14 protein-coding genes are annotated in these 13,770 nt (G+C 68.8%); 5 read left to right on the top strand and 9 right to left on the bottom strand.

Features of this window, described 5'->3' with window-relative positions; all coding sequences use genetic code 11:
- Window positions 1-2: 2 nt before the first annotated feature.
- The 7 genes from V7D28_RS01550 to V7D28_RS01520 are packed head-to-tail and all read right to left on the bottom strand — an operon-like array spanning window position 3 to window position 6,459.
- Complete coding sequence (locus V7D28_RS01550) at window positions 3-1,217, bottom strand: aminotransferase class V-fold PLP-dependent enzyme (RefSeq protein WP_333585596.1); 1,215 nt, start codon at window positions 1,215-1,217, stop codon at window positions 3-5.
- Window positions 1,217-2,257, bottom strand: coding sequence for a Fe-S cluster assembly protein SufD (sufD, locus tag V7D28_RS01545; protein WP_333585595.1), 1,041 nt, complete (start codon window positions 2,255-2,257; stop codon window positions 1,217-1,219). Before sufD ends, V7D28_RS01550 begins: the two co-directional genes overlap by 1 nt.
- Window positions 2,254-3,000: a Fe-S cluster assembly ATPase SufC gene (sufC, locus tag V7D28_RS01540; RefSeq protein WP_333585594.1), complete on the bottom strand. Its 747-nt coding sequence runs from the start codon at window positions 2,998-3,000 to the stop codon at window positions 2,254-2,256. Before sufC ends, sufD begins: the two co-directional genes overlap by 4 nt.
- Window positions 3,000-3,371 carry a hypothetical protein gene (locus V7D28_RS01535; protein WP_333585593.1) on the bottom strand — a complete coding sequence of 124 codons (372 nt, stop codon included), beginning with the start codon at window positions 3,369-3,371 and terminating at the stop codon, window positions 3,000-3,002. The genes sufC and V7D28_RS01535 overlap by 1 nt, the downstream gene beginning before the upstream one ends.
- A gap of 26 nt (window positions 3,372-3,397) precedes the next feature.
- A complete protein-coding gene (gene sufB / locus V7D28_RS01530) occupies window positions 3,398-4,867 on the bottom strand; it encodes a Fe-S cluster assembly protein SufB (protein WP_333585592.1) in 1,470 nt (489 codons plus the stop codon).
- A gap of 12 nt (window positions 4,868-4,879) precedes the next feature.
- Window positions 4,880-6,022, bottom strand: coding sequence for a cysteine desulfurase family protein (locus V7D28_RS01525; protein ID WP_333585591.1), 1,143 nt, complete (start codon window positions 6,020-6,022; stop codon window positions 4,880-4,882).
- Window positions 6,019-6,459, bottom strand: a complete 441-nt coding sequence (locus tag V7D28_RS01520) for an Rrf2 family transcriptional regulator (protein WP_333585590.1) — start codon at window positions 6,457-6,459, stop codon at window positions 6,019-6,021. Before V7D28_RS01520 ends, V7D28_RS01525 begins: the two co-directional genes overlap by 4 nt.
- Window positions 6,460-6,614: 155 nt before the next feature.
- Between V7D28_RS01520 and V7D28_RS01515 the strand changes: the two genes are divergently transcribed.
- Window positions 6,615-7,268 carry an alpha/beta hydrolase gene (locus tag V7D28_RS01515; RefSeq protein ID WP_333585589.1) on the top strand — a complete coding sequence of 218 codons (654 nt, stop codon included), beginning with the start codon at window positions 6,615-6,617 and terminating at the stop codon, window positions 7,266-7,268.
- 9 nt (window positions 7,269-7,277) lie between these two features.
- Here V7D28_RS01515 and V7D28_RS01510 read toward each other — a convergent pair whose 3' ends face one another.
- Together V7D28_RS01510 and V7D28_RS01505 are read right to left on the bottom strand one after the other, a co-directional pair.
- A complete protein-coding gene (locus V7D28_RS01510; RefSeq protein ID WP_333585588.1) occupies window positions 7,278-8,609 on the bottom strand; it encodes an amidohydrolase in 1,332 nt (443 codons plus the stop codon).
- Window positions 8,610-8,640: 31 nt separating this feature from the next.
- Window positions 8,641-9,771: an anhydro-N-acetylmuramic acid kinase gene (locus V7D28_RS01505; RefSeq protein WP_333585587.1), complete on the bottom strand. Its 1,131-nt coding sequence runs from the start codon at window positions 9,769-9,771 to the stop codon at window positions 8,641-8,643.
- A gap of 256 nt (window positions 9,772-10,027) precedes the next feature.
- On the opposite strand from V7D28_RS01505, the gene tyrS reads away from it, so the two are divergent.
- The 4 genes from tyrS to V7D28_RS01485 all read left to right on the top strand — a co-directional run bounded on the left by tyrS (window position 10,028) and on the right by V7D28_RS01485 (window position 13,745).
- The gene (tyrS, locus tag V7D28_RS01500; RefSeq protein WP_442957885.1) at window positions 10,028-11,287 is read left to right on the top strand and encodes a tyrosine--tRNA ligase; all 1,260 of its coding nucleotides are present in this window, start codon (window positions 10,028-10,030) and stop codon (window positions 11,285-11,287) included.
- A gap of 53 nt (window positions 11,288-11,340) precedes the next feature.
- Window positions 11,341-11,811 carry a peroxiredoxin gene (locus tag V7D28_RS01495; RefSeq protein ID WP_333585585.1) on the top strand — a complete coding sequence of 157 codons (471 nt, stop codon included), beginning with the start codon at window positions 11,341-11,343 and terminating at the stop codon, window positions 11,809-11,811.
- A gap of 253 nt (window positions 11,812-12,064) precedes the next feature.
- On the top strand, window positions 12,065-13,237 hold the full coding sequence (locus tag V7D28_RS01490; protein ID WP_333585584.1) for a M23 family metallopeptidase: 1,173 nt from the start codon (window positions 12,065-12,067) through the stop codon (window positions 13,235-13,237).
- Entirely contained in the window at window positions 13,215-13,745 is a 531-nt protein-coding gene (locus V7D28_RS01485) for a bactofilin family protein (RefSeq protein ID WP_333585583.1), read from the top strand. Before V7D28_RS01490 ends, V7D28_RS01485 begins: the two co-directional genes overlap by 23 nt.
- Window positions 13,746-13,770 lie beyond the last annotated feature (25 nt).

Genomic DNA, 13,770 nt, shown 5'->3' with positions numbered 1-13,770 from the left:
GTTCACGCAAAAAAGGCTTGGGTCTTTGTGAGGGCTTCGACGAAGGCGTCCGCCTCAGCCTCGGTGTTGTAGAGTCCGAAGGAGGCCCGGGCGCTGGAGGTCACGCCGAACCGCTTCATCAGGGGTTCGGCGCAATGGGCGCCGGCGCGCACCGCCACCCCGTAGCGGTCCAGGATCTGGGCCACGTCATGGGCGTGAGCGCCGTCCACAAGGAAGGAGAGAATGGCCCCCTTCCCTGGCGCCTCGCCGATCACCTTCAGCCAGTTGGCGCCGGCCAGGCCCTCCAGGGTGCGGGCATAGAGGCGCTGCTCATGCTCGGCGATGGCCTGGCGGTCGAACCCTTTCAGCCATTCGATGGCCGCGCCCAGGCCGATGGCCTCGAGGATCGGCGGCGTGCCGGCCTCGAACCGGTGCGGTGGATCGGCATAGGTGATCGCCTCCAGGCTCACCTGGGCGATCATCTCGCCTCCGCCCTGATAGGGCGGCAGGTCCGCCAGGGCGGCGGCCCGACCGTAGAGCACGCCGATGCCGGTGGGCCCATAGAGCTTGTGCCCGGAGAAGACGTAGAAGTCGGCGCCCAGCTCGCGCACGTCCACGGGTTGATGGACCACCGCCTGGCAGCCGTCCACCAACACAAGAGCGCCGGCCGCATGGGCCATCTCGGTCAGGCGCTGAGCCGGATTGACCGTGCCCAGCACGTTGGACATGTGGGTGAAGGCCACCAGCCTGGTCCGGGGACCGAGCAGGTCCTGATAAGCCGCGAGATCAAGCTCCCCCTGGTCGGTGACCGGCACGAACCGCAACACCACGCCCAGGCGTTCGCGCAGAAAGTGCCAGGGGACGATATTGGCGTGATGCTCCATCTCGGTCAGGAGGATCTCGTCGCCCGGCTGCAGACGCGCGCCCAGGCCGGCGGCCACCAGATTGATGCCCTCCGTCGCCCCCTTGGTGAAGACGATCTCGCCCTCCGCAGCCCCGATGAAGCTCGCCACGCTGCGGCGGGCGGCCTCATAGGCGTCGGTGGTCTCATTGGCCAGGGTATGCAGGCCGCGATGAACATTGGCGTAGGAGGACTCCATCGCCGAGCGCATGGCGTCGATCACCGCCCGGGGCTTCTGGGCGGAAGCCGCTGAATCCAGATAAATCAGCGGCTTTCCGTTCACCTGACGCTGCAGGATGGGAAAGGCCTCGCGCGCGGCGGCGACATCGAACCCCATCAGCCCACCCGCCGGGCTGCGGCCCAGGCCGCCACCGCCTCGCGCACCGCCTCATCGGCGATGCGATCGACCACCTCGCCCACGAAGGCGCTGGTCAGCAGGGCGCGGGCCTCGGCCTCCGGCACCCCCCTCTGGCGGGCATAGAACAGGGCGTCCTCGTCCAGGGCGCCGACAGTGTTTCCATGGGCGCAGGCCACATCGTCGGCGAAGATCAGCAGTTCGGGCTTGGCGTCCACTTCGGCCCGGTCATCCAGGATCAGGGCGTGGTGGCCCATGCGCGCGTCGGTGCGGTCGGCGCCCGGTTCCACGGTGATCCGTCCTTGGAAGACCCCGCGGGCCTGGCCGCTGGCGACGCCCTTGACCAGCTGATTGGTGGTTCCGTCCAGGCCCGCATGGGTGACCGCGCTGGTCAGGTCCGCATGGCTGCGCCCCGTCAGCAGATAGACCCCGTCCATCTGGACATGGGCGCCCTGGCCGGGATGCCGGACCACGGTCTCCAGCCGCTGTCGCCGCGCCCCGGTGGTGAGCGTGGTCTGAAAGAGGCGCGCCCCCGGGGCCAGATCGACATGGGCCTGGGTGACCGCCACCGAGAGCGCGCCATCCTGCGCCAGCACGACCCTGTCCAGGCGCGCCTCGGCCTCAAGGTCGATCTTCAGCTGAATGTCGGCCACATAGTCCTCGGCCAGACCCTCATGGCTCTCCAGCAGGGTCAGATGGGCGCCCTCGCCCAACGAAACGGCCAGCGTCGTCCCGTGAGCGGTCTCAAGCGAAACGGAGACCAGACGCAGGCGCACGGTGCGCCGTTCCCCCGCCGCCAGCACCAGGGCCTGCGCCCCGCCCAGGGGTCGGCCGTTGACCACCACCAGCTCGGCCTCGCCGAGGTCGCCAAAGGGACCCGCCCCATCCGGGGCCGGCGCCGCCGGCGCCTGCGGCGGCAGCTCGCGGATCAGGCCGCGAAGGTCCGTCCAGCGCCAGTCCTCGTCCCGGCGGCTGGGCAGGCGCGAGACGTCACGCGCGATCAGGGCGGCGGCGAGGGTCAAGCGGCCCTCGCATACTTGTCATAGCCTTCGCGCTCCAGCTCGAGGGCGAGGTCCGGGCCGCCGGTGGCGACGATGCGGCCGGCCGCCAGCACATGGACCTTGTCGGGGCGGATATAGTCCAGCAGGCGCTGATAGTGGGTGATCACGAGCATGGCGCGGTCCGGTCCACGCAGGGCGTTGACCCCGTCAGCGACGATCTTCAGGGCGTCGATATCCAGGCCGGAGTCGGTCTCATCGAGAATGAGCAGACGCGGCGAAAGCATCGCCATCTGAAAGATTTCCATGCGCTTCTTCTCACCGCCGGAGAAGCCGACATTGAGCGGGCGCTTGAGCATGTCGAAGTCGATCTTCAGGTCCTGAGCCACCTGACGGGCGCGCTTAAGGAAGTCCGGCGCCGACATTTCCTCTTCGCCACGGGCCTTGCGCTGGGCGTTGAGCGCCGTGCGGATGAAGGTCATGGCCGGGACGCCGGGGATTTCCAGCGGATACTGGAACGACAGGAAGAGGCCCCGCGCGGCGCGCTCCTCCGGCTCCAGGCCCAGCAGATCCTCGCCGTCCAGGGTGGCCGAGCCCTCGGTCACTTCATAGCCGTCGCGACCGGTAAGCACATAGGAGAGGGTCGACTTGCCCGCCCCGTTCGGCCCCATGATGGCGTGGACCTCGCCGGCTGGCAGCTCCAGGCTGAGGCCCTTGAGGATCGCAGCCTCTTCGACCCGGGCGTGCAGATTGTTGATCGACAGCATCAGCGGGTCTCGTCTGCCAAAAATTGAGCCATCACCAGCAGGGCGTCATCCACGGTGTCGACGAACTGCTGCTTGCGCGGGGCGGCCGAAGAGGTGGCCGTGCGCTTGTCGGCGGAGGTGACGCTGATCTGGCCGTCCTCGAAATAGGCGGCGATGCGATAGTCGGCATGGTCCAGCTGGACCGTGTAGCGGCGGCGGCTGAGCGAAATCTCACGCTCGGCCAGGAAGGCGGGCTCGGCGGCCAGAACGGCCTCCAGGGCCTCGGCGCGGGCCAGGTCCTCGGCCTGCCGCTGCAGGTCGGCCTCTTCCCGCGCCCGGCGCTCGGCGTCCCGACGGGCATGCTCGGCCTCGAAGGCGGCTTTCAGGTTCATGGCTAGGGTCCGATCTTGCGGAAGGGTCATCCGACGGACCCTTCGAGGGAAATGGCGACGAGCTTCTGGGCCTCCACGGCGAACTCCATGGGAAGCTCCTGCAGCACGTCCTTGACGAAGCCGTTCACCAGCAGCTGGACGGCCTCCTCCTCCCCTAGGCCGCGTTGGCGGACATAGAAGAGCTGGTCGTCGGAGAGGCGGGTGGTGGTGGCTTCGTGCTCGAAGACCGATTGGCCGTTGCGGGCTTCGATATAGGGCACGGTGTGGGCCGCACAGTCCTTGCCGATCAGCAGGCTGTCGCACTGGGTGAAATTGCGCGCGCCCTTGGCCTTGGGATGAGCCGAGACCAGGCCGCGATAGGTGTTGGACGACTTCCCCGCCGAGATGCCCTTGGAAATGATGCGCGAGCGGGTGCCCTCGCCCAGGTGGATCATCTTGGTGCCGGTGTCGGCCTGCTGGCGGCCGTTGGTGATGGCGATGGAGTAGAACTCGCCCGAGCTCCCCTCTCCGCGCAGCACGCAGGACGGATACTTCCAGGTGATCGCCGAGCCGGTCTCCACCTGGGTCCAGGAGACCTTGGAGCGGTCGCCGCGGCAGTCGGCGCGCTTGGTGACGAAGTTGTAGATGCCGCCCTTTCCGGTCTCCGGATCGCCCGGATACCAGTTCTGGACGGTGGAATATTTGATCTCCGCATCGTCCAGGGCGATCAGCTCCACCACGGCGGCGTGCAGCTGGTTCTCATCGCGCATGGGCGCGGTGCAACCCTCCAGATAGGAGACGTAGGCCCCCTTGTCGGCGATGATCAGGGTGCGCTCGAACTGACCGCTCTCGGCCGCATTGATGCGGAAATAGGTCGACAGCTCCATGGGGCAGCGGACGCCGGGGGGCACATAGACGAAGCTGCCGTCGGAGAAGACCGCGCTGTTCAGGCAGGCGAAATAGTTGTCCGAGGCCGGCACCACCGAGCCCAGATACTTCTTCACCAGGTCGGGGTGCTCGCGCACGGCCTCGCTGAACGAGCAGAAGATCACCCCGGCCTCGGCCAGTTCCTTCTTGAAGGTGGTGACCACCGAGACGCTGTCGAACACCGCATCCACGGCGTATTTCGGCGCGCCCTGCACCCCGGCCAGGACCTCCTGTTCGCGCAGGGGAATGCCCAGCTTGGCATAGGTGGCGAGCAGTTCGGGATCGACCTCGTCGAGGCTCTTGGGCCCCTCCTTGGTCTTGGGCGCGGCGTAGTAATAGGAGTCCTGATAGTCGATGCGCGGAAAGGCGACCTTGGCCCAGGTGGGCTCCTCCATGGCCTGCCAGCGCTCGAACGCCTCCAGGCGCCAGGCCAGCATCCACTCCGGCTCCTCCTTCTTGGCGGAGATGAAGGCGATGATGTCGGTGTTCAGGCCCTTGGGCGCGAACTCCTGATCGATGGTCGTGACGAAGCCGTGTTGGTAGCGTTCCAGGGCTTCGACATGTTCGACGGTCTGCTTGACGGCAGGCATGGTTCTAATCCTTCAGGCCGCAGGCGCGCGCCGGCGCGCGGCGTGACGTTCGCGAGCCTTGATCCAGGCCTCGGCGAATTCGGTCCAGTCTTCGGCGATGGTGGCCCAGCCGCCGCTCACCCGGATGGCGCAGCCGGCCAGGTCGGCGCGCCCCATGGCGCTGACCACATGGCTGGCCTTGACCTTGCCTGAGGAGCAGGCCGAACCGGCGCTGATCATCACGCCGGCCAGATCGAGGTTCATCACCTGAAGCTCGGCCGGATAGCCCGGCATGGCCAGGCACAGGGTGTTGGGCAGGCGGGCCGCGTCGGCGCCCAGGATTTCCGCCCCGGCGTCGCGCAGGCGGGCTTGTGCGGCGTCGCGCCAGGCGGCCTGGGCGGCCATGAGTTCAAGCCCCTGCACCGCCGCCGCCGCGGCGGCGGCGAAGCCGGCGGCGCCGGGCAGGTTCTCGGTGCCAGCCCGCCAGCCCCGTTCCTGCCCGCCACCGTGAATCCGGCGGCTAAGCCGGGCGCGGGGGCCGAAGGTCAGGGCGCCGACCCCTTGCGGGCCGCCCAGCTTGTGGGCTGAGACCGCCAGGGTGTCTGCGCCCAGGGCGCGGCTGTCGAAACCGATCTTGCCGGCGGCCTGGACGGCGTCCACATGCAGCCAGCCGCCCGCGGCGCGCACCATCTCCGCAGCCTCCGCCACGGGCTGGATGACGCCGGTTTCGTTATTGGCCAGCATGAGCGCAACGAAGGCCGCCCCCTCAGAGGCGTCCCACCGCTCCAGCCGCGCCGAAAGCCAGTTCAGCTGGACCCGCCCCTGGGCGTCCACCGGCCAGAACTCCACCGCCGCGCCGGAAGCCCGCGCCGTCTCGATGACCGCGTCATGTTCCACCGCGCTGACGATCAGGCGCCGGGCGCCGGAGGCCACGGCGCTCTCGATGGCCAGGGCGTTGGCCTCGGTGCCGCCGGAGGTGAAGACCACGGTGGAGGCCGGCGCGCCCATCAGGGCGGCCACCTGGCCGCGGGCGGCCTCCAGCCGGGCGCGCGCGGCGCGGCCCACCGCATGGACCGAGGACGGATTGCCCCCGGCCTCCAGGGCCGCCAGCACCGCGGCCCTGGCCTCGGGCCGCACCGGCGCGGTGGCGTTATAGTCGAGATAGACCGCGCTCATGCGGCCACCGTCCTGCGGGCGCGCAGGCGGCCCTCCACCACGTCGGCGAGGCTGACCGAGGCGAGATAGGCATGGATCTGCTGGCCCATCTCCTCCCAGAGATCATGGGTCAGGCACTTTTCGCCGCTGGCCATGCAACCCTTGTGGCCGCCGGCCCCGCCGCAGCGGGTGGCGTGCAGCGGCTCGTCCACAGCCAGCACGATGTCGGCGATATTGGTATCCTGCGCCGCCCGCGCCAGGCGATAGCCGCCGCCGGGGCCGCGGGCGCTGACCACCAGGCCAGATCGGCGCAGGCGGGCGAAGAGCTGCTCCAGATAAGAGAGCGAGATCTCCTGCCGCTGGGCGATGTCGGCCAGGGCCACGGAGCGTTCGCCCTGGCGACGGGCCAGGTCGGCCATGGCCATGACAGCGTAGCGGCCCTTGGTGCTCAGACGCATGGGCCAGCCCCCCCGATGCAGTTTTCCCGCGCATCACGGCCGGCCTGTGCTACAAGCCCCGGCTTCGCGCGGGCGGAACTTCCGATTGAACGCATGGCTGCGATCTAGGAAGACCAAGCTGCGTAGTCAAGTATTCGGCCGCACGAGAGGATGGCATGCCAGAGGTGGTTCTGACCGGCGCGGCCGGGCGGATCGAGGGGCGTTACTCCCAGGGTAAGACCGAGAACGCGCCCGTGGCGCTGATCCTGCACCCGCACCCCAAGGCGGGCGGGCAGATGAACAATCCCGTGGCGGTGCAGCTCTATCACCTGTTCATGAAGCGGGGCTTCTCGGTCCTGCGCTTCAATTTCCGCGGCGTCGGCCGCAGCCAGGGCGAGTTCGACTCCGGCATCGGCGAGCTGGCGGACGCCGCCACCGCCCTGGACTGGCTGCAGTCCACCAACCCGGCCGCCGCTCAATGCTGGGTGGCCGGCTATGACTTCGGCGCCTGGATCGGTATGCAGCTTCTGATGCGCCGGCCCGAGACCGACGGCTTCATCTCCGTCTCGCCGCCCACCAACATGTATGACTTCAGCTTCCTGGCGCCCTGCCCGGCCTCAGGCCTGATGCTCCAGGGCACGGCCGACACGGTCACGCCGCCCGTGGAGGTGGAGCGCGTGGTCTCCAAGCTGCGCACCCAGAAGGGCATCGTCATCGACTACGACCTGGTGGAAGGCGCCAACCACTTCTGGACCGAACACCTGCCCGAGGTCGAGACCCGGGTCGGCGGCTATCTGGACCGCCGACTGGCCGCCTCGGCGACCGAATAGGCCAGGACGTCAGTCCGAGCCTCCGGCCGGACCGCTGGCCGCCGCCCGATCGAGATAATCGAGGGCGGTCAGCACCTGGGCGCGCACGCCCACCTCCAGCGCCGCCTCATCGATGGTGAAGAAGGGCGAGTGGTTCGTCCCCGGGGGAAAGCCGATCCCCAGCCTGTAGAAGAGGCCCGGAACCACGGCCTGGAACTCAGAGAAGTCTTCGGCGCCCGTGACCAGGGCGGTGTCGGCGCTGACGGTCTGATCGGTGGCCGAGGCCAGGCTCTGGCGCATGGTCTCAGCCAGCGCCGGATCATTGCTCACCACCGGGGTGTGGCCTGACATGGTGAGCTCACCCGTCGCGCCATAGCGATCCGCCAGGCTCGCCACAGCCTTCTGCATCTGGGCGATGGTGGCCAGCCGCATCTCGGGATCAAAGGTGCGCAGGGTGCCGCCCATGGTCAGGTCTTCGGGGATGATGTTGTGCCGCACCCCGCTCTGGATCATGGCCACGGTGATCACCGTGGGCGAGCGCGCCACATCCAGCCGCCGCGCGGCGATCTGGTTGAAGGCGGTGACGATTTCGGCGCTGAGGGAGGCCAGGTCCACCCCGTCCCAGGGCCGCGCCCCGTGGGTCTGCTTGCCCTTGAGCCGGATTTCATAGCTGTCGGCCGCGGCCATCATCGGACCCGGGCGATAGGCGATCGCGCCCACCTCGCCCGGACTCACATGCAGACCGAACACCGCGCCGGGCCGAGGATTGTCCAGCGCGCCTTCAGCCACCATCAGGGCCGCCCCGCCCGCCTCGCCCGCCGGCGGGCCTTCCTCCGCGGGCTGGAAGATCAGCACCACCGTGCCGGCGATCTGGTCGGCCATGCCCGCCAGCACCTCGGCGGCGCCCATCAGTATGGCCACATGGGCGTCATGGCCGCAGGCGTGCATCACCGGCACCGTCTGGCCGTTGTACTCCCCCGTGACACGGGAGGCGAAGGCGAGGCCCGTCTGCTCGGCCACCGGCAGGGCGTCCATGTCCGCGCGCAGGGCGACCACGCCCGGGCCGGGGCGTCCGCCCTTCAGCACCGCGACGACCCCGGTATGAGCCACGCCGGTGCGCACCTCATAGCCCAGGGCGCGCAGATGATCGGCCACCAGGGCCGAGGTCCTGAACTCGCGATTGCCCAGCTCCGGATGCTGGTGAATGTCCCGCCGCCAGGCGACCACCTTGGGCTGAAGGGCGGCTGCGGCCGCCTCGACCGCGGGCCGGTGGGGGCTCTGCTGAGCCGCCGCCGTCCCGAGAGAAGCCATCGCCAGGACCGTGCCCAGCAGCGCCGCCCTTAAACCGCCTTGATGGACCATGCGCCCCTCCCCTCCGGTGATGCGTCTTCTGTCAGTCTTGCTGCAGCGCCGGGCCGGCGGGGGTGACGATCCGCCCCCCCTTCATCGGCTCGGGCGCCCCTGTGGTGGATGGAAATGAAATCGGCAGGCCCCTGGCCGTGCGCGCGGCCAGGAAGGCGAAGGCCTCGGCCTCGATGGCGTCGCCGCGCCAGTCGACATCCTCAGCGCTCACCACCTCGGCTGACAGCCGCTCGCGCAAGGCCCGCATGATTTCCGGATTGTGCCGGCCGCCGCCGGTGACGATCACCTGGGTGGGGGCCGCCGCCAGCTTGTCGAAACCCAGCCGGACAGCCTCGGCGGTGAAGGCCACCAGGGTCGCCGCCGCATCCTCCAGTTTCAGTTCCGACAACGGCTCGAGACTGAAGTCGTACCGGTCCAGGGACTTGGGCGGCGGCGCATCGAAATAGGGGTGGGCCAGCAGGGCGCGCAGCACGCCTTCGTCCACCAGACCCACCGAGGCGTAGTTGCCCTTGTCGTCAAAGCGTCCCGCCCCGCGGTTCTGGACGAGCAGGTCGATCATGCCGTTGCCAGGCCCGGTATCGAAGGCCGACAGCTCGCCCACCCCGGTCCACAGGGTGACATTGGCCACCCCGCCCACATTCAGCACCGCCAGCGGCGGCGTCATCTGGGCCGCCCGCGCCCGCGCCAGGTGATAGATCGGCGCCAGGGGGGCGCCCTCGCCGCCCGCCGCCACGTCGGCGGAGCGGAAGTCGAAGGCCACGGGCCGGCCGGTCTGATCGGCGAGCCAGGCGGCGTCGCCCAGTTGCACCGTCCGCCCCGGGCGCCCGTCGGTCGGCCGTTCATGCAGCACGGTCTGGCCGTGCATGCCGATCAGATCCAGATCCGCCCAGGTCAGGCCGTTCTTTTCGAGGAAGGGCGCGGCGGCGGCCAGATGCTCCTCGGCCACCGCCCGGGCGGCCTGGGCGAAAATCTCCGGCTCCGGCGCGTCCCGTGGCCATTCACGCGCCGCCTCCGTGGCGGCCAGCACCAGCTTGCGAACATCGTCGGAAAGCTTGCGCTCCCCCGCCGGACCGAAGGCTTCGATGGTCTCGCCATCAGTCTCGAGCACCGCCATGTCGACCGCGTCGAGCGAGGTGCCGGTCATGAATCCCAGAACGCGCATTCACCTTGACTGCCACGGCTGGCCGACGCTAGCTAGCGGCATGATCGCGCCCGCCCACCTGTCCGGCCTCTATTATCGCGCCCCCTGACGGCGCGGCACGATCCCCTGCGCCTTCGCCCTTCCCGGCCGGCGCCCTTTGATCTCCCCCATGAGACGACGCCTCCGGCCCCAAACTCCGGAGCCTGTTGATATGACCCTCGAAACGCTGGAGCCCGCCGTGCTAGAGGCCGGCTCTTCTCCCTCGAGCCATAAGCCGATGACCAGCCCGACTGAGTTCAAGTCCGATTTCCTCCGCGTGCTGCAGGCCCGCGGCTACATCCACCAGATCACCCATCCGGCGGAGCTGGATGCAGCCTGCCTGGCCGGGCCGGTGATCGCCTACATCGGCTTCGACGCCACGGCGCCCAGCCTGCATGTGGGCCATCTGTTCTCGATCATGACCCTGCGCCGGCTGCAGCAGGCCGGCCACAAACCCATCGTGCTCATGGGCGGGGGCACCACCAAGGTCGGCGATCCCACGGACAAGGACCAGCAGCGTCCCCTGCTGACCGACGCCCAGATCCAGGGGAACATCGACTCCATCAAGACCGTCTTCCAGCGGTTCCTGACCTTCGGCGACGGCCCGGCCGATGCGGTGATGGTGAACAACGCCGAGTGGCTCGAAGCCTTCGGCTACGTCCAGTTCCTGCGCGACTACGGCGTGCACTTCACCGTCAACCGCATGCTGAGCTTCGACAGCGTCAAGACGCGGCTCGAGCGCGAGCAGCCCATGACCTTCCTTGAGTTCAACTACATGCTGATGCAGTCGGTGGACTTCCTGGAGCTGTCGCGTCGCTACGGCTGCGTGCTGCAGATGGGCGGTTCCGACCAGTGGGGCAACATCGTCAACGGGGTGGAGCTGATCCGCCGGGTCGACGGCAAGCCGGCCTTCGGCCTGACCACGCCGCTCCTGTCCACCGCGTCGGGCCAGAAGATGGGCAAGACCCTGGGCGGCGCCGTCTGGCTCAACGCCGACATGCGCAGCCCCTACGACTACTGGCAGTTCTGGCGGAACACCGAGGACGCCGATGTGGGCCGCTTCATGCGCCTGTTCACCGACCTGCCCCTGGACGAGATCGCCCGGCTGGAGGCTCTGGAAGGCGCGCAGATCAACGAGGCGAAAAAGGTCCTGGCCAATGCCGCCACGACTCTGCTGCACGGCGCGGACGCGGCGAAGACGGCCGAGGCCGCGGCGGTGGCCGCCTTCGAACAGGGTCAGCTCTCCACCGACCTCCCGAGTTTCGAGGTGTCCAGGCGCGAACTGGAGGCGGGCGTCGTGCTTGCGGCCCTGGCCGTGGATGCGGGCCTGGCCGGTTCCCGGGGCGAGGCGCGGCGTCTGGCCCAGGGCGGCGGCCTGCGGGTCAACGACAAGGCCGAGCCCGACGCCAATCGCCTGATCGACGCATCCGATCTGGTCGATGGGGTCGTAAAGCTGTCGGCGGGCAAGAAGAAGATCGTCCTGGTGCGCCCCGCCTGAGGGCGCGCCAGGATGGACGGGGCGCCGCCAGCCAGGATGTGGGAGAAGGCCTGATGACCGATCTGACCGTAGGCGCCCAGGCGCCGGACTTCGAACTCGAGGGACCCGATGGTCCTCTGCGCCTGGCCGACTATGCCGGCCGTTCGCTGGTGCTCTATTTTTACCCAAAAGACGATACGACCGGCTGCACCAAGGAGGCGATCGACTTCTCGGCCCTGATCGGGGACTTCGCCGCCGCGGGCGCCGTCGTCCTGGGGGTGTCCAAGGACAGCGCCGCCTCCCATAAGCGGTTCAAGACCAAGCACGACCTCAAGGTCGAACTGGGCGCCGACCCCTCGGGCGCCTGCGTGGAGGCCTATGGCGCCTGGGTCGAGAAGAGCATGTATGGGCGCACCTATATGGGCATCGAGCGGTCGACCTATCTGATTGATCCGCAAGGAAAGATCGCGGGCGTCTGGCGCAAGGTGAAGGTGCCGGGCCACGCCGCTGCGGTGCTGGAAAAGGCGCGCGCCTTGACCATGTGAGGTCGAAAAATTTCCGCCGCCCGGCGGGAACTTCAGCCTCCAGACTGTGTTGTAGAATTGTCGCGCGCCATCGGATTGTCGCGGCAGGCCGTGTCCTGCCGCTTGATCCCGGTGGCGACGCACAGACCTCTCGTTTAACGAGAAGTTCGATCTTAAGGCAAAACGACCCCGCGCACACTTGCGGCGCGAAGGGTCTTGCGCCGCTTAGCGTTCTCATTGCATATCGTCGCCGCTGCTCCTGGTAACTGTAGCGATGAGCATGAAACGCATAACGCGCCTCCGCCGTTCGCTCGAAGAGCTCTTCCCCGAACGCCATCTCTACATCCGCTCCGGCGGGGAGATGCGCGCCTTCGTCCTCACCACATCTCGCCAGATGATGGCCGCCGGCGTCGTCGCCGCCGCCGCTCTCTGGATGGGGGTCTCCACCGCCGCGGTCATGGTCAACGCCATGCAGCTGTCGGCCACCGATCAGGAGATCGCCAAGACCCAGGCCAAGTACGAGCGCTGGATCGCCGACCGGCAGGCCCGCCTGGACAGCGCCGTGGCCCAGCTGAACGCCACCAACGGCTCTATCGACGACCTCGCCCTGTCGGTGGAAAAGCGCCACGCGGCGCTGGCCATGTTGCTGGCCGACTATCGCGACACCCCTGGCGCGGCCAAGGCCCTGGCGCCGGCCCTGCAGACCGCCGCCGCCGTCAGCGGCGAAACGGTCACCGATCCGGTCCGGCGCATCGAACTGGTTCGCGCCAGCCAGGAGCGCCTGCTGGACACCGCCGATGACTATGCCAAGAGCCGGGCCGAGCGCCTGCGCCTGGCCTTCCGTCTGGCCGGACTTTCGCCCAACGCCTACGCCCCCAAGGCCGGCGGCCTGGGTGGTCCGCTGATCGAGGCCCGCGACCCGCGGGCCCTGGCGGCCGTGCTCGACGTGGACGAAGGCTTCGCCGAGCGTATCCAGCATGCGGCCACCAACCTGTCGGAGGCCCGCGCCCTGGACGGCGCGGCCCGCAAGCTGCCCCTGGCCAAGCCCACCCATGCCGGTCGCCAGACCAGCGGCTATGGGGTGCGGTTCGATCCCTTCACCAAGCGCCCGGCCTTCCATTCGGGCCTCGACTTCGCCGGCGGACTGATGACGCCCATCGTCGCCACGGGTCCTGGGGTCGTGTCCTTCGCCGGGGTTCGGGCCGGCTATGGCAATACGGTCGAAGTCGACCACGGTTCGGGCTTCAAGACCCGCTACGCCCATCTCCAGGCGATCGCCGTTCGTCCCGGACAGCGTGTGGCCGTGGGCCAACGCGTGGGCGGCATGGGGTCCACCGGACGGTCCACCGGTGTCCATCTCCACTATGAGGTCTGGGTGAACGGGCGCGCCCAGAACCCCAGCCGGTTTGTCAAGGCGGGCGAATATGTTCAGCAAGCAGGCGACTAAGTCCGACCCGGCCAAGACGGCCGCCAAGATCGACCTGCCCGCCCTCGCGCCGCCGGATGCGGCGACGCCCCGCAAGGCCCCCAAGGTCGCCTCCCTCATCGCCGAGCACATGACTCTCGAAGGCTCGATCAGCGGCGAGGGCGAGTTGCATGTGGACGGCGTGATCCGCGGCGACGTGCGCATCGGCAAGCTCACCATCGGCGACACCGGCCATGTGGAAGGCTCGATCTTCGCAGAGGCGGTGGAGGCCCGCGGCCGGGTGATCGGCGCCATCACCGCCAAGCAGGTGCGCCTCTATGGCACCTCCTATGTGGACGGCGACATCACCCACGAACAGCTGGCCATGGAGACCGGCGCCTTCTTCCAGGGCCGCAGCCTGAAGTTCCAAAAGCCCGCCGCGCCCGCGGCGGCCGCCCCCGTGGTCACCGCGCCCGTTCCGGCGACCGAGCCCGTGGTCGAGAAAGAGCCGGCGGTGCTGGGCGCGCCGCAACCCAAGCCGGTCTTCTAGAGCGGGTCCCACAAGGGTTCCTGAC

Source organism: Phenylobacterium sp. (assembly GCF_036723115.1).
GTDB lineage: Bacteria > Pseudomonadota > Alphaproteobacteria > Caulobacterales > Caulobacteraceae > Phenylobacterium.
The sequence above is the reverse complement of the archived record's forward strand: the minus strand, read 5'-3'. Positions and strand labels throughout refer to the sequence as shown.